This is a genomic window from Streptomyces ziwulingensis, assembly GCF_039542605.1.
GTDB lineage: Bacteria > Actinomycetota > Actinomycetes > Streptomycetales > Streptomycetaceae > Streptomyces > Streptomyces ziwulingensis.
Window position 1 is genome coordinate 171,904 of the sequence record NZ_BAABIG010000007.1, and the last position, 19,819, is coordinate 191,722.

Consider the following 19,819-nt stretch of genomic DNA (forward strand, 5'->3'; position numbering starts at 1 on the left):
ACCTTTGATATATGTCAACGTATTACGGAGGCCGTAGTAGGATGGGCGGAGCCGAGGTAGGAGGTGCGCAGCCGTGACCGCACGGACCGCCACAGAACGCATCACGGACCATCCCGACGCGAGCGCCATCACCCTGCAAGGTGTGCTGGAAGCACTAGTGGACCCGGTGCGCCGCAGCATTGTGCGTCAACTCGCCCAGAAGAGCGGCGAGATGGCATGCGGCACCTTCGACATCTCGGTGTCGCGCTCCACCGGCACCCACCACTTCAAGGTTCTGCGCCACGCCGGTGTCATCCGCCAGTACTACGTCGGCACCTCGCGCATGAACGAGCTGCGCGCCGACGATCTCGCACAGCGCTTCCCCGGACTGCTCGAGGCCGTCGTCAGCGCGTCGTCGGCCACGGAGAGCTGAGGGGGGCCCGCGGGCCCGTCAGGCGGTCGATCCGGCGTCCCGACCGGTCGGAGAGACGCAGCGCGTCGAGCAGATGGTGCACGGCCAGTCCGTCGGCGAAGCTCGCCGCCCGGCTCCCGCCCTGATGGATGTCCTCGGCGAAGGCCGCGTACTGGGCGGCGATGTTGTACCGGGCGGCGGCGTGCGGCCCCGGCCAGTTCGCCTCCTCGGGCGTTCGGGGTTCGAGGCGCGCGGCCGTGCCGCGGGCCGCGCGCAGGGTCAGAGCGCCGATCTGCGGGCCCCGATCGGCGTCGGCGCCCGCCGATTCGATGACGAGTTCGCCTTCCGTCCCGGAAACCTCGATCCATGTGCGGGCGCCCGACGCCTTGGCGTCGTGCACATGCGCCACACACATCGCCCCGTTGGCGAACGACGCGTGCAGGCCGAGGTGGTCCGGGCTGGTGGCCTCCACCGTGTGCCCGTCGTCCAGCAGGATCCGCCGGTGCTGCGTGGCCAGTCTCGCCGACACCGACACCAGTTCGCCCAGCAGGAACTGGAGGGTGTCGAGCAGGTGGCCGCCGGCCACCTCCAGGGCCCCGGCCGCACCGGCCGCGTCCACCGTGTAGGCCAGCTCGCGGGGCAGCCGGGCACCGGCGGCCACCGAACGGGCCGCGTAGGCGGTCACGGACACCGGTCGCCCTATGTGCCCGCAGGCCAGCAACTCGCGCGCCCGCACCACCACCGGTGCCCATCTGCCCTGGAAACCGACGGCCGCGCGCACGCCGGCGAACGCCGCGAGCGACGTGAGCCGCGCGGCTTCATCCGAGGTCGCCGTCAGGGGCCACTCGCAGAAGACGTGCTTGCCCGCCTCGAGAACCGTGGCGACCAGCTCCAGATGGTGAGGAACCTTGACGACGACCGCCACCACGTCGACATCGGGATGCCGCGCGAGACGGCTCGCATCGGTGAAGGCGTGGGCGGCACCGTATCTGCGCGCGGCTTCTCGCGCGCTGTCCGCACGCGTGGTGGCGACGGCCACCACCTCGTACTGGGGCAGCGTCAGCAGCGCGGGCAGGTGCGCCGCCGCCGCCCAGCCGCGGTCGGGTGAGGCGCCGATCACTCCGACGCCAAGGGGGTGGTGGGTCATGTGCTCGCCATCCGGGCAGCAGGGTCCGCCCCGGTGGGCGCCGGGGCGGACCGGGGCGGACTACGGGATGAGCTGCGGGAAGAGGTCGCGGTTGTCCTGGTACCAACTGACCGCTTCGTACAGTCGCTTGGTCGAGCCGCTGAAGTGGGGAGCCACATGGCGGGCCAGCAAGTCGTAACTGCGCTTGGTCTTGTCCCAGTCGGCCCAGTCCTGGGCATAGACCAGCAGGGTGCCGAAGCCCCCGACCTCCTCGCGCAGCCGCTGGATCCCGCCGATCACGTCGTCCACGGAACCCACCAGGACACTGCCGGCCTCGATGGCGCCCTCCAGTGCCTGTGCCCGGTCGACCCCCGCCACGCTCACGTCCAGACCGCGGATGCCGCCCCAGTATCCGTAAGCCCAGCGGTCGTAGCCCGCGCGGACGTCGCGCAGCGCCTGTTCGCGACTCTCGGCGACGTAGACGGGCAGCGTGATGCGCCAGTTCTTGCGGTCGACGCTCTTCCCGTGTTCGGCCGCGGACTCCTCCGCGTAAGCCCACTGGGTGTGCATGTCGGGGCGGGGGTGGCCGGGCCTCGGTGCGCCGAACGAGACGGTGCTGATCCCGTGGCGCCCGGCCAGCCGCATGCTGTTGCCGGACGCGACGCTGGCGGCGGCGATCTCCAGTCCTTCCGGCCCATAGGGCGACAATTGCAGCTTGGCGTCCCGCAAGGTGAACCACGAGGTCTTCCTCGTCACCCGCTCCTCGCCGTTGACGAGTGCGACGACCACCTCCAGTGCCTCGCCGAAGGCGCCGCGCAACTCGCTCATCTCACGGCCGATCATGCGGGCGTCCGTGGGGATGCCGCCTGCGCCCACGCCCAGGACGAACCGGCCCCGGGTCAGGTGGTCGAGGTGCACCGCGCGGCTGGCCACCATGAAGGGGTGGTGATACGGAAGGGTGGTCACCCCGGTCGCCAGGGTGATACGGCTGGTGCGGCTCGCCGCCGCCGCCACCATCAGTTCGGGGCTGCCGATCGTGTTCCAGCCCATCGAGTGATGCTCGCCGACCCAGAATTCCTTGTAACCCAGCCGGTCGAGGTGTTCGGCCAGTTCGAGGTCCCGCTCGAACTGGAGGGTCGGATCTTCCCCCATGGGGTGCATCGGGGAAAGGAATGCGCCGAACTCAAGGTTTTCGGGGTACACGAATCCCTCCAAAGGGAGATGAATATCAGGACGCCATACGGTGCTGCCGATTTCGGGCATCCTCGGACGCCACGGGTGCACACTCCGCGAGTATGGTCGCGAGACGCGTGAAGAACGCGTTCTTCGATTCTGCGGAGTCGCGCGTGAAGAAATGACCGCCAGGCATCTGGTGAACGCGGCAGCCTGCCCGGGTGTGCAGCCGCCACGCGGCGGCCTCGGCCGCCGTGACCATCGTGTCGGTCTTTCCCGTGAAGACCTCGATGGGGCAGGCCAGCGGGCGGCTTGCGGCCGGTGGGGACGCCACTGTCCCGCCACCCGGTACGGATGCGGCGCCGTCACAGATTCCCAGATGTGAACGGAGCCGCGCCACCGTGCTTCGCTCCAGCGCCTCGCGCACCGCCCGGGAGCGGTGTGCGGGCTGCGTCGGCAGGAGTGCGCGCAACTCCTTGTCCGGCAGGCGGGTCGCCCCCGCCAGCCGGTGGGGAAGATGCGGCCCGGGATAGGCTCCGACCAGCAGCCGCTCGGGCAGCGGCAGGGCCAGCTTCTGACGCAGACGCGTCAGCCAGTAGGCGATCAGCGCTCCCATGCTGTGCCCGTAGAAGACATGGGGTGTGCCGGCGCCGGGGCTCATCTCCGCGTTGATGCGCTCGATCATCCGTGCCACGTCCGGAGAGTCGGCGCCGCGGCCTGCGGGTACCAGGACGTCGTCGCGCGGCAACCTGACGGGCACTATCTCAGCCAGGTCCCCCAGCGTTCGCTGCCACCCCATAAAGGAAGTCTTCTCGTGGCCGCCCGCATGGTGGAAACAGAAAAGGCGCAGCGGTTCACCAGAGCTCTTCGCGGCTCGCGCGACGGCCTCCGTGAGGCTGGTCGATACCATGCACCGAACATATGCTCATGGCGCTCACGGCAAAAGAGTCAGCTTCTCCTAGTAGTAACACCACCAGTTTCACGGGAATTGGGCGGGTCGGCTTCGGTGGCCCGAGGGCTCCTTCGGCCTCGGGGGCGTCCTGCCGCCGCCAGTGAATCCGCATCCGAACGCGAGAGGCTCGATGTATCAGAAGCGACTACGGGACCCGGCCCCGGCCCGGCCCGCCATTCCACGCCGGCTGGCCTTTTTCGACGTGGACGAGACGCTCATATCAGGCAAAAGCATGATCGACTTCCTCCGTCACGCTCCGGACGGCCTCTGGCCGTCGCCCCGCGCGCACACCGGCGCCCCCGCGGGGTGGACGCGCGGCCGGGCCGGCGTCGAGGAACTGGCCGAGCTGGACCGGCGGGGAGCCGGCCGGGCCGAGATGAACCGCGCGTACTACCGGCTCTACGCGGGCGTCTCGCTCACCGCTCTGCGGGCAGCCGGGCGCGCTTGGTACACGGACTTCGCCTCCCGGCCCGCCCCCTACGTCACCGCCGGGGTCGAGGCACTGGCCGGGCACCGCCGCGCCGGGCACACCGTGGTGCTCGTCTCCGGGTCGGCCCACCCGTTCGTGGATCCGGTGGCGGAGGCCCTGGGCGTCGGGCGGGTGCTGTGCACAGAACTGGAGGTGGACGACGACGGCCTGCTCACGGGCGGCGTGACCCGCACGATGATTGGCGCGGACAAGGGCCGGGCTGTCACAGAGCTGAGGGAGCGCCTCGGTGTGGCGGCGGAGGACTGCTTCGCCTACGGGGATCACGCCAGCGACCTGGCCATGCTGCAAGCGGTGGGCAACGCGGCGGTCGTGGGTGAGGACCCCGTGCTGCTCCACCATGCCCGGCAAGGGGGGTGGCCAGTGCTTTCGGACAGCTTCGGGGACGGGCGCCGGATGGTCCGTCCCGTCGCCGGCGACCGCCGCGAGGAGCATGTCGGCGTGGCGGCATCGGGAGGGAACCCGCCGGCCTGAGCGGGTCGGGCCGGGCCGGGCGGCGGGAGGTCGCCGCCCGGCCCGGAACCGGGCCGCGAGGGGGCGGGCGTGCGACGGCCTTCCGTGCAGCCCGCATGCCCCACCCGGGCGGGCGCTCGGGCGGGGCGGCTGAGCATCAGGGGTAGCGGGGCCGGTGCGTGGACGAGGCCTCACCCAGATAACATTCCTTCAGGCATGTTACCTGGAGACGCAGCTTCCGGCACGGAAGGAATCCGGCATTGATCAAACAAGCGAGAGCCATCCGAACCCGAGACCAGATCATGAACGCGGCCGCCGAAGAGTTCGCGCTGCACGGGTACGCCGCGACCAATCTCGCCATCGTCGCCACCCGCACCGGGATGACCAAGGGGGCCCTCTACGGGCACTTCCCCTCCAAAAGGGCACTCGCCGATGCCCTGGTCAGCGAGTCGGCCAGGACCTGGGCCACCCTGCACCGCTCCGAGTCGGCGGACGAACTGTCGCTGAAGGACCTCGCTGTGGCCGTCGGCCGCCAGATGCGGATCGACACCCGCTTCCGTGCCACGGTCCGGCTCGCCGCCGACTGTTCCCGGGCCACGGGCGGCGCCCCCGAACTGCTGGCTCACATGCGCGGTACCATCACGGCTGCGGCGGACCGGGCCCGCAGCGAGGCTCCCCGGACTTCGCCCTTGGCCGCTCAGTCACCGCAGATCGTCGCGCACCTGCTTCTGACGGTCGTCTACGGGCTGGCCTTCGCGCCGCAACGGGGGCAGGGCCTCCAGGATCGGCCCCTCGACGCGGGCGACCAGGTCTGGCAGCTCGTGATGGAATCACTGGGGCTCGGCGAGAGCACCTGACGGATGCCTGGCGAGCCATGAGGCGGCTGCTCAGGCGCGCGGCAGTCACCGCGGGGCAGACTCCGGGCGGCTCGCCGCGCCGGCGGACCGTGGTCGGCGCGGCACCGACCCACGCGCACGGAGCGCGGGCCGGGGTGAGCGGGGGGTCGCGAGGGCCCGCTCCTTAGGCGCCGGGCCGGCCACCGGCGCGCGGAAGCGGGGAGCATCACGCCCCAGGCGGCGCCGTCCGGTCGAACACCGCCTGGGCGTACGCTGTCGCCGCCATCTCGAACCCCAGCGTGGCGTGCCCCGCCGCCGCGGTGACATCACGCCAGTGGCGTTGCACGGGATCACCTTCGGCCTGGCCGCGTACTCCCTGTACGCGAAAAAGTCTGTCGACGGCCCGGGCGCACCATTCAGCCGCCATCGCCGCGTTTCGCTGGTTCTCCGCGATGTTCAGCGCCGTGGGCGTCTCGTGGTCCGCGCGGTGGGCCGCCTGTTCCAGGAGCAGTTGCGCCGCCTGTATCTCGCCGGAGCTACGGGCCAGCGCCCGCTGGAACTTCGCGGATGCCGGCACCTCCTGGCTGCCGGAGCCTTCGCGTTCCCTGCTGCCGCGGACCCAGGCCTGCAGCGCCCCGCGGGCCGCACCCAGAATCGGGGCCGCGAACTGCAGCCCGGCGACCATGGGAAAGGGCACCGCGTGACAGCGGGCGCCGCCGGCCGACGCGGGGATGAGGTCCGTCAGGAGCAGGGAGCGGTGGGCGGGCACGTGGGCCCCGTCCGCCTGGACCGCGTTGCTGCCGGTGCCCCGCAGTCCGAGGGTGTGCCAGGTGTCCACAATGGTGAGGTGCGCGCGCGGCACAGCGAAGATCCGGTGTTCGCGCTGTCCGTCGGGGTGCGCACCGCAGGGGGCGCTCCGCGTCCAACTGGCGAGGAGCACCCAGTCGGCGTGGGCGACCCCGCTCGCGAAGGACCACCTCCCCGAGAGCGACCAGCCGCCCGGTACGGCGGTCGCGGTGCCCTGCGGCGGCACGACCGACGCGGCTATGCGCACGTCGGGGGTGTGGGCCCAGAGGTCTCGCTGCGCTTCCTCGGGCAGGTAGGCGGCAAGGCGCGCATGGGCCGCGTACAGGGCGGCGCACCAGGCGGTCGAGGCGCACGCCTCCGCGACGCTCGCCGTCGAGCGGAGCAGCGAGGTGAAGTCGCCGGCGGCACCGCCCCATCGACGGGGGACGAAGTGACGGGTGAAGCCCGCTCGCGTGATGCCTTCGGATAGATCGTCGGTCAGTTCGCGGCGCTCCTCGACGAGCGCCGCGTCGCGCCGCGCGCTCTGGAGGAGCGCTGTCAGCCCGTCGTTAAGGTCCGGGGAGGCGCGGGTACCGGCACTCAGCATGTCGCACCACGTCCCGCGCCGCGCACAACGGCGGATGCCAGAACCCTGCCCTCCTGAAGCGCCATGACGTCGACACCGCGACACTCGTCGCCCGCTTCCCCCGCCGCCGCACGTGCGTGGAGCGTCACGGGGCGGTCCAGTTCGCCGAAGGACGTGAAGGTGGCACTCAGTCGCAGGAAGGGACCGGTCACTCGGGGCGCACCGGTGAGCGCCGCCTGGCGGAACGCCTCGAGGAGGAGCATGCCGGGTATGTGATCCGACTGGTGGTCGAAGAGGACGGGATGATCGCGGTTCATCCGCAGTCGCCAGGACGTGTCGGGGCCCTGGACACCGTCCGGTTCCCGGCCCAGCAGCACGTCCCGGTCGTGGCAGTGACCCACCCACGTCGGAGGAAGCGGTGTCACCTGCGGCACCTCGCTCGTGGAGCCTTCGCTTCCCGTCGGGACGCCGCGGAAGCGCACCCGCTGATAACTCTTGGGTGCCATCGCCTCCCAGTGGAGGCCGGCCCGCCCGACGCGCAGGCCGGCCACATGGACCGTCGTCTCCAGACGCCTGCCGAACCGGCGCGGGTTGCCGGTGGTCGGGACGCAGACGGCGTCGAGCAGGACGGGGAGCGGGGAGCCGCCCTGGGGCGGTAAGGGGTGTTCGAGGTCGAAGTCGAGGCCGCACAGGACGAAGTGATGGTCCTCGGGGATGCCGTAGAAACGGTGCGACAGGAGGATCGAGGATTGGCGCACCGATTCGACCAGGAGGAACGGGTCGCTGGGGGCGTCCGCGCCGCGGTGGCGCAGGAAGTGGTCACGCCGCCATAAGGCCGCGATCATGAAGCGGTCTTCACCGGTCCGTCTCGCATCCGTCAGGAGCACTTCCGCATCGGCGGCCTTGTGCACGGCGGTTCGCGGCAGAGGGCCGGTGAAGGACAGCCGGGCCTCCGGTACGGACCGGGGAGCGGTGCCCCTCTGGCAGCGCGCAGTGGCGGGCGCGACCGTATCGTGCATGTGATTCCCCTCCGCAGGACGGAACCGAGCGCACAGGCGCGTCGGCTTCCCTTGATCGACGGTCTGCCGCACGAAAATATACCCGCCGGAAGGTATATTGCAATGGTCGCCCGAAGCCGCTCCGTGCCCGCCGCGACGCAAGGAACAGAACATCCAGAAAGGGTAGAAACCGATGACGAACAGTCCGGCTGCGACCCCAGACAGCACGCCCCTTTTCGCGGTGAAGCAATTTGCCGGACGCCGTGGACCGACGCCCCAGCAGGACCGCGCGGCCCGTACCAAGTCACAGGTTCTCACCGCCGCCGCCGAGCTGTTCGCGGCCAACGGCTTTCGCCACACCTCCGTGAAGGACGTGGCCGAACGGGTCGAAATGACCAAGGGAGCCGTCTACTTCCATTACCCCAGCAAAGAAGCGCTCGCGGTCGCCGTCGTCGAACACCTCTACGCGAAGTGGCCGACGCTCCTGGCGGACATCAGGGCGCGGGGCCTGACCGCCCTGGACACCGCGGCGGCCATGCTAGACCAGGCTGCTCTCGCCTTCCGGGACGACATCGTCGTGCAGGCCGGCGCCCGGCTCCAGTTGGAACGCCCGCACATCGAAGCGGAACTCCCGCCCCCCTACGTCGACTGGACCTTGCTGCTCACCGATCTCCTGGCCGACGCGCAGCGCGACGGCCAGATCAAGGAGTGCGTCGATCCGGCGGCTGCGGCCCGAGCCCTGGTGGCCGGGTTCTTCGGGATGCAGCACATCTCCGACGTGCTCGAACACCGCGCCGACATCGTCAACCGATGGCAGGAGGTGCGCGATCTGCTGTTCGACGCGATCCGTGCCTGACACGTTCGGCGTCCCGATGCCACCTCTCGCCGATCCCGCACCTCACACCTCGCACGCGCGAGTTCTACGACACCGGTGAGGCCGTGCACCGGCCGGGTGGTCGACGACCTCGTGCGCACCCGTCGCCGTGACGCCTCTTCATCCGGGCGTTCAAGAGGCGCCACCGGGTGACACCGGCGCAGTTCGCGCACCGGCCGGCACGATCGCGATGTCGTCGGACGGGCTGCAGGCGGCGTTTTCGTGAGACCTGCGTGGACGGGGGTGGCTCGGCGGACGCCGTTCCTGCCCCTGTGGCCGAGACGCCACCACCGGCCCGCCGAGACCTCGGCCCGGTGAGCAGGTCTCCTGGCTGACACCGGTGCCGGGCCGCACGACGGCAGCGGTACCGGGCCATGGCCGGGGTGTGGTCTCTGGCCAGCCCATTCGGCGGCCTGTAGCGTCCTCCACATGAAGATCCTGATCAGTGCCGACATGGAGGGGGCCACCGGCGTGACGTGGCCGGACGACGTGCGGCCGGGTGCGGTGCAGTGGGAGCGGTGCCGGTCGATGTTCACGTCGGACGTCAACGCCGCCGCGCTGGGTTTCTTCGCCGGCGGCGCCGACGAGGTGCTCGTCAACGAGGCGCACGCGACCATGCGCAACCTGCTCCTCGAACAGCTCGACGACCGGGTCCAGATGCTCACCGGCCGGCACAAGCCGCTGTCCATGGTGGAGGGCGTGCAACACGGCGACGTGGACGGAATTGCCTTCCTCGGCTACCACGCGGGCGCCGGTATGGAGGGTGTGCTCGCCCATACCTACCTCCCCAACCAGATCACCGGCGTCTGGCTGAACGACGTACGCGCCAGCGAGGGACTCCTCAACGCGTACGTCGTCGCCGAGTACGGGGTGCCCGTCGTGCTGGTCACCGGCGACGACGTGGCCTGCGAGGACGCGCTCGGGTACGCGCCCGGGGCACCGAAGGTCGCGGTCAAGGACCATGTCTCGCGGTACGCGGCGGTCTGCCGGACCCCGTCCCGTACCGCCGCCGACATCCGGGCCGCGGCCGAGCAGGCCGCCTCGCTCGCGGTGCGGCACGAGCCGGTGCGCGGCGGGCCGTTCAGCGTGGCCGTGGAGTTCGACGCCGAGCACCTCGCGGCGGCCTCGACGGTGGTGCCCGGCGTGGCGCGGACCGGCGAGCGCAAGGTCGGCTACACCCACGACACCATGTACGAGGCCATCCGGACCTTCAAGGCGGTCACCACGATCGCCTCGGCGGCGGTGGAGGAGCAGTATGGCTGAGCGCGTCGGGGACCCGGACGGGCAGGCGCTGGAGGAGGTCGTCCGCTTCACCTCCGACCTGATCCGGATCGACACCACCAACCGGGGCGGCGGCGACTGCCGGGAACGCCCGGCCGCCGAGTACGCCGCCGCGCGGCTCGCCGAGGCCGGCCTCGAACCGGCCCTGCTGGAGCGCACCGAGGGCCGCACCAACGTGGTCGCCCGCGTCGAGGGCACCGATCCGGGCGCGGCCGCCCTGCTGCTCCACGGCCACCTCGACGTGGTCCCCGCCGAGGCCGCGGACTGGAGCGTGCACCCCTTCTCCGGGGAGGTCCGCGACGGTGTCGTCTGGGGGCGCGGCGCGGTCGACATGAAGAACATGGACGCGATGATCCTGGCCGTCGTGCGCGGCTGGGCCCGGCAGGGGGTACGGCCCCGGCGGGACATCGTGCTCGCGTTCACCGCGGACGAGGAGGCCAGCGCGGAGGACGGGTCCGGTTTCCTCGCCGACCGGCACCCGGGGTTGTTCGAGGGCTGTACCGAGGGCGTCGGCGAGTCCGGGGCGTTCACCTTCCACGACGGCACCGGACGGCAGCTCTACCCCATCGCGGCCGGCGAGCGCGGCACCGGCTGGCTGCGGCTCACCGCCCGCGGCCGGGCCGGCCACGGCTCCAAGGTGAACCGGGAGAACGCGGTCACCCGGCTCGCCGCGGCCGTCACCCGTATCGGTGAGCACCGGTGGCCGCCGCGGCCCACCCCGACGGTGGACGCGGCGCTCGCCGCACTCGCCGCCCTGTACGGCATCGACACCGGCGCCGACACCGGCCCCGATGACGTCGAGGTGCTGCTGGAGAAGCTCGGCCCGGCCGCCAAGCTGGTGGAGTCCACCGTCCGCAACAGCGCCAACCCGACCATGCTGGACGCCGGTTACAAGGTCAACGTCGTGCCCGGCGAGGCATCCGCCCACATCGACGGACGTTTCCTGGCGGGCGCCGAGGACGAGTTCCGCGAGACCCTCGACCTGCTCACCGGGCCCGACGTGGACTGGGAGTTCGTCCACCGCGAGGTCGCCCTCCAGGCGCCGCTGGACACACCGACGTACGCGCGGATGCGGGCGGCCGTCGAGGAGTTCGCGCCGGAGGGGCAGGTGGTGCCGTACTGCATGTCGGGCGGTACCGACGCCAAGCAGTTCTCCCGGCTCGGCATCACCGGCTACGGCTTCACGCCGCTGAAGCTGCCCGCGGGGTACGACTACCAGGCCCTGTTCCACGGGGTGAACGAACGGGTCCCGGTGGAGGCGCTGCACTTCGGTGTCCGGGTCCTCGACCGGTTCCTGCGCACGGCTTAGGAGAGTGGGGGAGAAAGTGCGGACCCTGGCGTACGGATCGTGGCCCTCGCCCATCGACGCGGCGCTCGCCGCCGCGCACGACGGGCGCCCCGACGACGTGGGCTTCGTCGGCGAGGAGGTGTGGTGGACCGAGCCGAGGCCCGCGGAGGGCGGGCGGCGGGCGCTGGTGCGGCGGACCGCGGACGGCACCCCGGTGCCGGTGCTGCCCGCCCCGTGGAACGTGCGCAGCCGCGTCATCGAGTACGGCGGCCGGCCCTGGGGCGCGGCCGTGACGGCCGCCGGCCCGCTGGTGGTCTTCGTGAACTTCGCCGACCAGCGGCTCTACCGCCTCGACGGGGACGGCGTACCGCGCCCGCTCACCCCCGTGTCGCCGGTGGGCGGCGGGCTGCGCTGGGCGGAGCCGCAGCCGCTGCCGGAACGTGGCGAGGTGTGGTGCGTGCTGGAGGAGTTCACCGGCGAGGGCCCCACCGACGTACGCCGGGTCCTCGCGTCGGTGCCGCTGGACGGTTCGGCCGCCGGGGACCGCGCCGCGATCCGCGAACTGACGCCCGAGCGGCACCGGTTCGTCACCGGGCCCCGGCTCTCCCCGGACCGGCGGCGCGCGGCCTGGCTCGCCTGGGACCATCCGCGCATGCCCTGGGACGGCACCGAACTCCTCGTCGCCGAGGTCGGGGACGCAGGCGTCCTCGGGGAGCCGCGGACGGTCGCCGGCGGACCCGGGGAGTCCATCGCCCAGGTCGACTGGGCGTACGACGGCGCCCTGCTGTACGCCTCCGACCGCACCGGCTGGTGGAACCTGTACCGCGACGGCCGGCCGCTGTGCCCGCGCGAGGAGGAGTTCGGCGGGCCGCTGTGGAAACTCGGCCTGCGCTGGTTCGCCCCGCTGGCCAGCGGTCTCATCGCCGTCGTGCACGGCCGGGGCGCCACCGCCCTCGGCGTCCTCGACCCCGAGACCGGCGAGGTCGTCGACGCGGCCGGGCCCTGGACCGAGTTCGCGCCCGGTCTCGCCGCGGACGGCGAGCGGATCGCCGCCGTGGGCGCCAGCCCGCGCAGCGCCTACGAGGTGGTGGAACTGGACTCCCGCACCGGCCGCGCCCGGGTGATCGGCGCCGCCCACCACGACGCGGTGGACCCCGCCCACTACCCGGAACCGCAGATCCGCACCTTCACCGGGCCCGAGGGGCGGGAGATCCACGCGCACGTCTACCCGCCGCACCACCCCGACTGCGCCGCCCTCGGCGACGAGCTGCCGCCGTACGTCGTCCGGGTCCACGGCGGGCCCACCAGCCGGTCCCCGCTCGTCCTCGACCTGGAGATCGCCTACTTCACCTCCCGGGGCATCGGCGTCGCCGAGGTCGACTACGGCGGGTCCACCGGGTACGGCCGCGCCTATCGGGAGCGGCTGCGCGAGCAGTGGGGTGTGGTCGACGTGGAGGACTGCGCGGCCGTCGCCCTGGCCCTCGCCGACGAGGGCACCGCCGACCGGGCGCGGCTCGCGGTGCGCGGCGGCAGCGCGGGCGGCTGGACCACCGCCGCCTCGCTCGCCTCGACCGACGTCTTCGCCTGCGGCACGATCCTCTACCCCGTCCTCGACCTGACCGGCTGGGGCACGGGGGAGACCCACGACTTCGAGTCGCGGTACCTGGAGTCGCTGATCGGCCCGTACGCCGAGGTGCCCGCCCGGTACGCGGAGCGCTCGCCCGCCACCCACGCCGACCGGATCACCGCCCCGTTCCTGCTGCTCCAGGGTTTGGACGACGTGATCTGCCCGCCCGTGCAGTGCGAGCGGTTCCTCGCCCTGATCGCCGGGCGCGGCGTGCCGCACGCCTACCTCGCCTTCGAGGGCGAGGGGCACGGTTTCCGGCGGGCGGCCACCATGGTCCGCGGCCTGGAGGCGGAACTCTCCCTCTACGCCCAGGTGTTCGGGCTCGACGTGCGGGACGTGCCGGTCCTGGAGCTGACCGAGTGAGCGCGTCCCGTTATCTCGCCACCGGCCCCCGCGTGGGGTTGCGCCACTTCACGCGGGCGGACGGGCCCGAGTTCACCGCCCGGGCCCGGGAGAGCAAGGACCTGCACCATCCGTGGCTCTTCCCGCCGGACGGTGTCACGGCCTACGCGGGTTACGCGGGCCGGCTGATCGAGGACCCGACCAAGGCCGGGTTCCTGGTCTGCGAGACGGACGACGACTCCCTCGCCGGGTTCATCAACATCAACAACATCGTCGGGGGCGGCTTCCTCAGCGGGGCGCTCGGCTACGGCGCCTTCGCCCACGCGGCGGGCCGCGGCCTGATGCGCGAGGCGCTCGGCCTCGTCGTCGGCCACGCCTTCGGGCCGATGAGGCTGCACCGGCTGGAGATCAACGTCCAGCCGGGCAACGCCGCCTCCATCGCCCTGGCCCGCGCCTGCGGCTTCCAACTGGAGGGCTTCTCCCCGAAGATGCTGCACGTCGACGGAGCCTGGCGCGATCACCAGCGCTGGGCGCTCACCGCCGAGCACGCCACGCCCGGCTGACCCGGGGCCACCCGGCACCGGCCACGGACCGATCCGACGGGACCGACGGGACCGAGGGACCGAGGGACCGGCGGGCTGGCGGTCCCTCGCCTCAGGCCCGGCGGTCGGCGTACTCGTACACCGAGCCGTCGGGGTGACGGGCAATCAGATTGCGTCCCACCGGCGTCGGGACGGGTCCCGCGATGATGTCGGCGCCCAGCGCCGCCAGGCTCCGCGCGGTCTCCTCGACGTCGGTCACGGCGATCGTCGCGACGATCTTGCGGAGCACCTCCAGCTCGGTCTCGGGCCCGCTCATCAGCAAGAAGCAGCCGATGGCCGCGGCTTGGACGCCGGCCCGCTCGAAACGCTGGGCCGGGCCGCCGGCGAGTCCCTCGTAGAAGGGGATCGCCTTGTCCAGGTCGTCGACACAGATGCGCAGTGTGGCTCCCAGAATGCTCATACGGGCGAGCCTAGTTGGTGACCCGGACCGGCCGCCCATGGAAGGCCGGGCAGCGGGTATCCGGCAGCCATGGACCGCTTGGAACACTTGGAGCATCTGGACAGGCACCTAGTCGACGAGTTGACCCAGGTGGCGCGCGAGACCATCCGCGACGAACTGCGCGAGCAGACCCGCAAGCAGCGCCGCAAGGCCGCGCTGTACGCCGCGTCCGGCGCCACCGCGCTGTACGCGGGCGCGGCCGTCGCACTCGCCGTGGGGCTGGCGCTCGCCCTCGTGCTGCCCGGCTGGGCCGCCGCGCTGATCACGGCCGCGCTGCTGGCCGTCGCGGCCTATCTGCTGCGCGGCGCGGCCCGGCCGTCCGGTCCGGGCACCGGGCACGCGCCCGCCGCCGGCCACGGCACCGCGGCCGGCGGGACCGCGCCCGGCGCACCGGGCGGCGGCGCCGGCCTGCCGTACCCGCCGAGCACGCCCACCGCCCCCGGCACGCCCACCGCCCCCGGCACGCCCACCGTGCCCGGCGCCGCCGGACGGGCCGCCGGCCCCCGGCCGGACGGCCTCGGCCCCGAGGAGACCCCGCACGACCGCGCCTGACACCGGCACACCCGTACGAGAAGGCGGGGGACACGACACCGGTCGCGTCCCCCGCCTTCCGGGTGCCGGATCAGGCCGCCCGCTGAAGCTGCGGCAGCACCTTCGTGCGGTAGAGGTCGAAGAAGCCGCGCAGGTCGGGGCCGATCTGGTTGACGTAGACCCGGTCGAAGCCCGCGTCGGCGAACTTCCTCAGCTCGGCGACGTGCGCGTCGGTGTCGGCGCCGCAGACCCGGTTCTCCCGGACCATGTCCTCGGTGACCAGCGTCTGCGCCTGCTCGAAGTGTTTCGGGGAGGGCAGCACCTGGCCCAGCTCACCGGGCAGCAGCTCGTTGGCCCACAGCCGGTGCACGGTGGCGACCGCCCGGTCGGCGTCGGTGTCGTAACAGACCTTCGTACCGCCGCTGACGAGCTTTCCGGCGCCGCCGCCCGCGCGGTACCGCTCCACCATCGAGGCGTCCGGCATCATCGTGATGTACCCGTCGCCCACCCGGGCGGCCAGCTCGGTCGCCTTCGGGCCGAAGCCGGAGACGTCGATCGGAACGGGCTGGTCCGGGACGGTGTAGAGGCGGGCGTTCTCCACCGTGTAGTGGGCGCCGCGGTGGTTGACCTCCTCGCCGGTGAGAAGCCGGCGGATCACCTGGATCGCCTCCTCCAGCATCTCCAGGCGCACGGGCGCGGGCGGCCAGGGACCGCCGACGACGTGCTCGTTGAGCGCCTCGCCGGAGCCGACCCCGAGCCGGAAGCGGCCCCCGGTCAGTACCGCGCTGGTCGCCGCGGCCTGCGCCACCACCGCCGGATGCATCCGCACGGTCGGACAGGTCACCGCCGTCTCGATCGGCAGGGACACGGCCTCGGCCAGCGCGCCGATCACCGACCACACGAAGGGGCTCTGGCCCTGCTCGTCGTTCCAGGGGTGGTAGTGGTCCGAGATCCACAGCGCCTGGAACCCGGCCTGCTCGGCCATCCGGGCCTGTTCGATCAGCTCCGCCGGGCCGTACTGCTCGCACGAGAGGAAATAGCCGTACTCGGGCATGGGGGGTTGCCTTCCGGGAGGGGACGGGTCCGGGAGGGGACGGGTCCGTGGTCAGGTCCAGGTACCCGGGCGGGCGGCCGGAAACCGGTGGTACGGACCGGTTGCCCACGTTTGGCCGCCCCCGCCGGGGGGACGCGAAAGGCTCACGAGGTGGGCGACGGCCTCGGACGGGTGGCCTCGGACAGATGGCCTCGGACCGGCGCCTCGGACCGCGGCCCCGGACAGGAGGGGTGTCTCCGGCGAGGGCGGGCCGCGTCGTCCCCGACGGGCAGACCGTGCACGACAGCGACCCCGCAGAAGGAGACCCATGAACACCGAGGAACTCGTCGAACTGGGACAGCAGCTCCGCGTGGACAGCGTGCGCGCCGCCGCCGCGGCGGCCTCCGGGCATCCCACGTCGTCGATGTCCGCCGCCGACCTGATGGCCGTACTCCTGGCCCACCACCTCCGCTACGACTTCGAGCGCCCCGCCCACCCGGGCAACGACCGCTTCATCCTCTCCAAGGGACACGCCTCGCCGCTGCTGTACTCCGCCTACAAGGCGGCCGGCGTCATCGACGACGAGGAACTGCTCACCTTCCGCAGGCTCGGCAGCCGGCTGGAGGGCCACCCCACACCGCGGCGGCTGCCCTGGGTGGAGACCGCCACCGGCTCGCTCGGGCAGGGACTGCCGGTCGGCGTCGGCATCGCGCTGGCCGGGCAGCGGCTGGACCGCACCGGATACCGCGTATGGGTGATGTGCGGGGACAGCGAGCTGGCGGAAGGGTCGGTCTGGGAGGCCGCCGAGCACGCCGGACACGAGCACCTCGACAACCTGATCGTGATCGTCGACGTCAACCGGCTCGGCCAGCGCGGCGAGACCCGGCACGGGCACGACCTCGACGCCTACGCCCGCCGCTTCCGCGCCTTCGACTGGCACACCGTCGAGGTCGACGGCCACGACGTCGACGCCGTCGACCGCGCCTACGCCGAAGCGCTCGCCACCGAGGGCCGGCCCATCGCCGTCCTGGCCCGCACCCTCAAGGGCAAGGGCGTGGCGGACGCCGAGGACCGGGAAGGACTGCACGGCAAGCCGCTGAAGGACGCCGACGAGGCGATCGCCGAACTCGGCGGCACCCGCGCGATCCGGGTCCGCGTCCAGGAACCGCCCACCACCCGCTCGCTGCACTCCGCGGGCTCCGGGCAGCTCGAACTGCCCCGGTGGGAGAAGGGCGAGCGGGTCCCCACCCGTGACGCCTTCGGCCGGGCGCTGACCGCGCTCGGCACCGCCCGCAGCGACGTCGTCGCCCTCGACGGCGAGGTGGGCGACTCCACCCGCGCCGAGTACTTCGCCAAGGAGCACCCCGAGCGCTACTTCGAGTGCTACATCGCCGAGCAGCAGATGGTCGCCGCCGCCGTCGGCATGGCCGCGCGCGGCCGGGTGCCCTACGCCACCACCTTCGCCGCCTTCCTGACCCGCGCGTACGACTTCGTGCGGATGGCCGCCGTCAGCGGCGCCGGCATCAACCTGGTCGGCTCCCACGCGGGTGTCGCCATCGGCCAGGACGGGCCCAGCCAGATGGGTCTGGAAGACCTGGCGATGATGCGGGCCGTGCACGGCTCGACCGTGCTCTACCCGTGCGACGCCAACCAGACCGCGAAGCTGCTCGCCGCGACGGTGGGCCTGGCGGGCGTCCGCTACCTGCGCACCTCGCGCGGCGGCAGCGAGGTGATCTACGGGCCCGACGAGGAGTTCCCCGTCGGCGGCAGCAAGGTACTGCGCTCCAGTGACGCCGACCGGCTCACGGTCGTCGCGGCCGGTGTCACCGTGCCCGAGGCACTGGCCGCCGCCGACGCCCTGGAGCCGGAGGGCATCCGGATCCGGGTGATCGACCTGTACTCGGTCAAGCCCGTCGACCGCGAGACCCTGCGCCGGGCCGCCGAGGAGACCGGCTGCCTGCTCACCGTGGAGGACCACCACCCCGAGGGCGGGCTCGGGGACGCGGTCCTGGACGCGTTCACCGACGGCGGCCCCGTGCCCCGGCTGGTGCGGCTCGCGGTGCGCACCATGCCGGGATCGGCCGACCCGGACGAGCAACTGCACGCCGCCGGCATCGACGCCGACTCGATCGCGACGGCCGCGCGGCTGCTGGTGGAGCAGGTCATCGTGGCGTGAGCGACGGTCCCGGCCGCTCGGCCGGGATCATGAACCGCCCCGGACAGATGCATGCGCTCGTGGAGGTTTGGCGAACACACTTGCGGCCACACGGAGGGAGAGGTGGCCATGACGAACACGAAAAACACATCTGACTCGCAACCTGGACAACAGAGTTCACGTAGGTCGCAGGATGCTCACGAGCCTGCGGACGACAACGAGAACACCGACAGCACCACAAAAAACAGGCGCAGCACGAGTAACAGCCGCAGCACGAGCAACAAGAGCAGTAGCAACAGCGGTGACAGCAGCACCGATGACAACAGCAAGGCAGACCGTCGGCCGCGGCCGATGGAGGTACTGCGCGAGGCGCGTGGCCAGCTCGCGGAGCTGACCGGGATGGTCGCCGAGTCCGTGTCGTCCTTCGAGAAGACGGAGGAGGGCTGGGCGCTGGAGGTCGAGGTCCTCGAACTCGAGCGCGTGCCCGACACGATGAGCCTGATGGCGACCTACCAGGTGGAACTCGACTCCGAGGGCCAGCTCACCGGTTACCGCCGGGTCCGCCGCTACGAACGCGGTCGGTCCGACTCGCGCAGGCCCGGCGGCCGTTAGCCGCCGTCAGTACATCGCACCCGAACAGAAGGAGGGACGTCCGGCATGAGTGTCGTACCGGCACAGCAGTCCGGCGGCGGAGGCGGCAGCAGCGGCCTCTACGACGTGCTTGAGCTTGTTCTGGACAGGGGGCTCGTCATCGACGCATTCGTGCGCGTGTCCCTGGTCGGCATCGAGATTCTGAAGATCGACGTACGTGTCGTCGTCGCGAGTGTCGACACCTACCTGCGTTTCGCCGAGGCGTGCAACCGCCTCGACCTGGAGGCCGGGCCGCGCAAGGACCCGGGCCTGCCCGACCTGGTCGGCAAGATGACCGAGTCCGGCGCCCGCGGCAAGTCCAAGGGGGCCCTGTCCGGCGCCGCCGAGACCATCTCCGACGCCTTCAAGCAGGCCCGCGAGGGCGACGGCGAGACCGAGTCCCGCCCGCGGGCCCGCAGGACCACCACCTCGCGCCGTAAGGAGGAGCAGGAGTGAGCACGTACGTCTACGGCATCACCTCGAGCGCACACCCCGCGCTCCCCGAGGACCTGGCCGGTGTCGGCGACCCGCCGCGCCCGGTGCGGGTGCTCACCGAGGGCGACCTGGCGGCCGTCGTCAGCGACGCCCCCGAGAACCTGCGGCCCAAGCGCAAGGACCTGCTCGCGCACCAGAACGTGCTGAGCGAGGCCGGCGCGGAGGGCTGTGTGCTGCCGATGCGGTTCGGCAGCGTCGCCCCCGACGAGAAGTCGGTCACCGGGGTGCTCGCCGAGCGCGCCGCGCACTACAAGGAGCGGCTGCGGGCGCTGGACGGCCGGGTCGAGTACAACATCAAGGCCACCCACGTCGAGGAGGCCGTGCTGCACCACGTCATGGCCGAGAGCCCGGAGATCCGCGCCCTCGCGGAGTCCAACCGGCAGTCCGGCGGCGGGAGTTACGAAAGCAAGATCCAGCTCGGTGAGCTGGTCGCCGCGGCGGTCCAGGCCCGTGAGGCCGAGGACGCCACCGCCGTCCAGCAGATCCTGGAGCCGGCGGCCGACGCCATCAGCGTCGGACCCGACTCGACGGGCTGGCTCGCCAATGTGTCCTTCCTGGTCGCCCGCGACACGGCCGAGGACTTCCTGGCCGCGGTGGAACAGGCCCGCCGCGAGCTGCCGCACCTGGAGGTGCGGGTCAACGGCCCGTTGCCGCCGTACAGCTTCGTCGAGCCCGGCCCCGCCGAGCCCGCGGGCGCCCTCGCGCAAGGGGCCGACACCGGAGTGGGGTGAGAG

The 19,819-nt window shown here is 72.2% G+C and carries 20 protein-coding genes; 13 read left to right on the forward strand and 7 right to left on the reverse strand.

Features of this window, described 5'->3' with window-relative positions; translation table 11 throughout:
• Positions 1-73: 73 nt before the first annotated feature.
• Positions 74-412 (forward strand): ArsR/SmtB family transcription factor, encoded by a 339-nt coding sequence (locus tag ABEB00_RS03640; RefSeq protein WP_345617377.1) that lies wholly within the window; start codon positions 74-76, stop codon positions 410-412.
• Here ABEB00_RS03640 and ABEB00_RS03645 read toward each other — a convergent pair.
• Genes ABEB00_RS03645 through ABEB00_RS03655 form a run of 3 tightly spaced genes read right to left on the reverse strand, consistent with a single transcriptional unit; the run spans position 384 to position 3,600 of the window.
• Positions 384-1,538: a Gfo/Idh/MocA family protein gene (locus ABEB00_RS03645; protein WP_345617378.1), complete on the reverse strand. Its 1,155-nt coding sequence runs from the start codon at positions 1,536-1,538 to the stop codon at positions 384-386. The two genes, ABEB00_RS03640 and ABEB00_RS03645, sit on opposite strands and share 29 nt — an antisense overlap.
• Before the next feature lie 60 nt (positions 1,539-1,598).
• Positions 1,599-2,780 carry an LLM class flavin-dependent oxidoreductase gene (locus ABEB00_RS03650; RefSeq protein WP_345617379.1) on the reverse strand — a complete coding sequence of 394 codons (1,182 nt, stop codon included), beginning with the start codon at positions 2,778-2,780 and terminating at the stop codon, positions 1,599-1,601.
• Positions 2,746-3,600, reverse strand: a complete 855-nt coding sequence (locus ABEB00_RS03655; protein ID WP_345617380.1) for a thioesterase II family protein — start codon at positions 3,598-3,600, stop codon at positions 2,746-2,748. Before ABEB00_RS03655 ends, ABEB00_RS03650 begins: the two co-directional genes overlap by 35 nt.
• Before the next feature lie 172 nt (positions 3,601-3,772).
• Here ABEB00_RS03655 and ABEB00_RS03660 point away from each other — a divergent pair, with 172 nt between their 5' ends.
• Entirely contained in the window at positions 3,773-4,603 is an 831-nt protein-coding gene (locus tag ABEB00_RS03660) for an HAD family hydrolase (protein ID WP_345617381.1), read from the forward strand.
• Positions 4,604-4,884: 281 nt separating this feature from the next.
• Entirely contained in the window at positions 4,885-5,439 is a 555-nt protein-coding gene (locus tag ABEB00_RS03665) for a TetR family transcriptional regulator (RefSeq protein WP_345617382.1), read from the forward strand.
• Positions 5,440-5,644: 205 nt separating this feature from the next.
• Here ABEB00_RS03665 and ABEB00_RS03670 read toward each other — a convergent pair whose 3' ends face one another.
• Both ABEB00_RS03670 and ABEB00_RS03675 read right to left on the reverse strand, forming a co-directional pair.
• On the reverse strand, positions 5,645-6,811 hold the full coding sequence (locus tag ABEB00_RS03670; protein WP_345617383.1) for an acyl-CoA dehydrogenase family protein: 1,167 nt from the start codon (positions 6,809-6,811) through the stop codon (positions 5,645-5,647).
• Positions 6,805-7,962, reverse strand: coding sequence for a ScbA/BarX family gamma-butyrolactone biosynthesis protein (locus tag ABEB00_RS03675; RefSeq protein WP_345617384.1), 1,158 nt, complete (start codon positions 7,960-7,962; stop codon positions 6,805-6,807). Before ABEB00_RS03675 ends, ABEB00_RS03670 begins: the two co-directional genes overlap by 7 nt.
• A 67-nt stretch (positions 7,963-8,029) precedes the next feature.
• On the opposite strand from ABEB00_RS03675, the gene ABEB00_RS03680 reads away from it, so the two are divergent.
• From ABEB00_RS03680 to ABEB00_RS03700, 5 genes are all read left to right on the forward strand, one after another.
• Complete coding sequence (locus ABEB00_RS03680; protein WP_345617385.1) at positions 8,030-8,644, forward strand: ScbR family autoregulator-binding transcription factor; 615 nt, start codon at positions 8,030-8,032, stop codon at positions 8,642-8,644.
• 447 nt (positions 8,645-9,091) lie between these two features.
• The gene (locus tag ABEB00_RS03685) at positions 9,092-9,925 is read left to right on the forward strand and encodes a M55 family metallopeptidase (protein WP_345617386.1); all 834 of its coding nucleotides are present in this window, start codon (positions 9,092-9,094) and stop codon (positions 9,923-9,925) included.
• Complete coding sequence (locus ABEB00_RS03690; RefSeq protein WP_345617387.1) at positions 9,918-11,252, forward strand: M20/M25/M40 family metallo-hydrolase; 1,335 nt, start codon at positions 9,918-9,920, stop codon at positions 11,250-11,252. The genes ABEB00_RS03685 and ABEB00_RS03690 overlap by 8 nt, the downstream gene beginning before the upstream one ends.
• A 4-nt stretch (positions 11,253-11,256) precedes the next feature.
• The gene (locus ABEB00_RS03695; protein ID WP_345617388.1) at positions 11,257-13,221 is read left to right on the forward strand and encodes a prolyl oligopeptidase family serine peptidase; all 1,965 of its coding nucleotides are present in this window, start codon (positions 11,257-11,259) and stop codon (positions 13,219-13,221) included.
• Complete coding sequence (locus ABEB00_RS03700) at positions 13,218-13,763, forward strand: GNAT family N-acetyltransferase (RefSeq protein WP_345617389.1); 546 nt, start codon at positions 13,218-13,220, stop codon at positions 13,761-13,763. The genes ABEB00_RS03695 and ABEB00_RS03700 overlap by 4 nt, the downstream gene beginning before the upstream one ends.
• A 91-nt stretch (positions 13,764-13,854) precedes the next feature.
• On the opposite strand, the gene ABEB00_RS03705 is transcribed toward ABEB00_RS03700, so the two are convergent.
• Positions 13,855-14,202, reverse strand: coding sequence for a VOC family protein (locus tag ABEB00_RS03705; RefSeq protein ID WP_345617390.1), 348 nt, complete (start codon positions 14,200-14,202; stop codon positions 13,855-13,857).
• 69 nt (positions 14,203-14,271) lie between these two features.
• Here ABEB00_RS03705 and ABEB00_RS03710 point away from each other — a divergent pair, with 69 nt between their 5' ends.
• Complete coding sequence (locus ABEB00_RS03710) at positions 14,272-14,793, forward strand: phage holin family protein (protein ID WP_345617391.1); 522 nt, start codon at positions 14,272-14,274, stop codon at positions 14,791-14,793.
• Positions 14,794-14,863: 70 nt separating this feature from the next.
• Here ABEB00_RS03710 and ABEB00_RS03715 read toward each other — a convergent pair whose 3' ends face one another.
• A complete protein-coding gene (locus tag ABEB00_RS03715) occupies positions 14,864-15,826 on the reverse strand; it encodes an LLM class F420-dependent oxidoreductase (RefSeq protein WP_345617392.1) in 963 nt (320 codons plus the stop codon).
• Here ABEB00_RS03715 and ABEB00_RS03720 point away from each other — a divergent pair.
• From ABEB00_RS03720 to ABEB00_RS03735, 4 genes are all read left to right on the forward strand, one after another.
• Positions 15,825-17,981 (forward strand): transketolase, encoded by a 2,157-nt coding sequence (locus tag ABEB00_RS03720; protein WP_345617393.1) that lies wholly within the window; start codon positions 15,825-15,827, stop codon positions 17,979-17,981. The two genes, ABEB00_RS03715 and ABEB00_RS03720, sit on opposite strands and share 2 nt — an antisense overlap.
• Positions 17,982-18,089: 108 nt before the next feature.
• On the forward strand, positions 18,090-18,572 hold the full coding sequence (locus tag ABEB00_RS36000; protein WP_425586424.1) for a gas vesicle protein GvpO: 483 nt from the start codon (positions 18,090-18,092) through the stop codon (positions 18,570-18,572).
• 45 nt (positions 18,573-18,617) lie between these two features.
• Positions 18,618-19,046, forward strand: a complete 429-nt coding sequence (locus ABEB00_RS03730; RefSeq protein WP_345617396.1) for a gas vesicle structural protein GvpA — start codon at positions 18,618-18,620, stop codon at positions 19,044-19,046.
• On the forward strand, positions 19,043-19,816 hold the full coding sequence (locus tag ABEB00_RS03735) for a GvpL/GvpF family gas vesicle protein (protein WP_345617397.1): 774 nt from the start codon (positions 19,043-19,045) through the stop codon (positions 19,814-19,816). Before ABEB00_RS03730 ends, ABEB00_RS03735 begins: the two co-directional genes overlap by 4 nt.
• Positions 19,817-19,819 lie beyond the last annotated feature (3 nt).

Excerpts from the sequence above, each read along its gene's own strand:
- ABEB00_RS36000 (WP_425586424.1), top strand. The coding sequence starts at position 18,090 with ATGACGAACACGAAAAACACATCTGACTCGCAACCTGGACAACAGAGT.
- ABEB00_RS03650 (WP_345617379.1), bottom strand. The coding sequence starts at position 2,780 with ATGCCCGAAATCGGCAGCACCGTATGGCGTCCTGATATTCATCTCCCT.
- ABEB00_RS03730 (WP_345617396.1), top strand. The coding sequence starts at position 18,618 with ATGAGTGTCGTACCGGCACAGCAGTCCGGCGGCGGAGGCGGCAGCAGC.
- ABEB00_RS03715 (WP_345617392.1), bottom strand. The coding sequence starts at position 15,826 with ATGCCCGAGTACGGCTATTTCCTCTCGTGCGAGCAGTACGGCCCGGCG.
- ABEB00_RS03705 (WP_345617390.1), bottom strand. The coding sequence starts at position 14,202 with ATGAGCATTCTGGGAGCCACACTGCGCATCTGTGTCGACGACCTGGAC.
- ABEB00_RS03670 (WP_345617383.1), bottom strand. The coding sequence starts at position 6,811 with ATGCTGAGTGCCGGTACCCGCGCCTCCCCGGACCTTAACGACGGGCTG.
- ABEB00_RS03685 (WP_345617386.1), top strand. The coding sequence starts at position 9,092 with ATGAAGATCCTGATCAGTGCCGACATGGAGGGGGCCACCGGCGTGACG.
- ABEB00_RS03660 (WP_345617381.1), top strand. The coding sequence starts at position 3,773 with ATGTATCAGAAGCGACTACGGGACCCGGCCCCGGCCCGGCCCGCCATT.
- ABEB00_RS03710 (WP_345617391.1), top strand. The coding sequence starts at position 14,272 with ATGGACCGCTTGGAACACTTGGAGCATCTGGACAGGCACCTAGTCGAC.
- ABEB00_RS03665 (WP_345617382.1), top strand. The coding sequence starts at position 4,885 with ATGAACGCGGCCGCCGAAGAGTTCGCGCTGCACGGGTACGCCGCGACC.
- ABEB00_RS03675 (WP_345617384.1), bottom strand. The coding sequence starts at position 7,962 with ATGTTCTGTTCCTTGCGTCGCGGCGGGCACGGAGCGGCTTCGGGCGAC.
- ABEB00_RS03690 (WP_345617387.1), top strand. The coding sequence starts at position 9,918 with ATGGCTGAGCGCGTCGGGGACCCGGACGGGCAGGCGCTGGAGGAGGTC.
- ABEB00_RS03655 (WP_345617380.1), bottom strand. The coding sequence starts at position 3,600 with ATGGTATCGACCAGCCTCACGGAGGCCGTCGCGCGAGCCGCGAAGAGC.
- ABEB00_RS03720 (WP_345617393.1), top strand. The coding sequence starts at position 15,825 with ATGGGGGGTTGCCTTCCGGGAGGGGACGGGTCCGGGAGGGGACGGGTC.
- ABEB00_RS03645 (WP_345617378.1), bottom strand. The coding sequence starts at position 1,538 with ATGACCCACCACCCCCTTGGCGTCGGAGTGATCGGCGCCTCACCCGAC.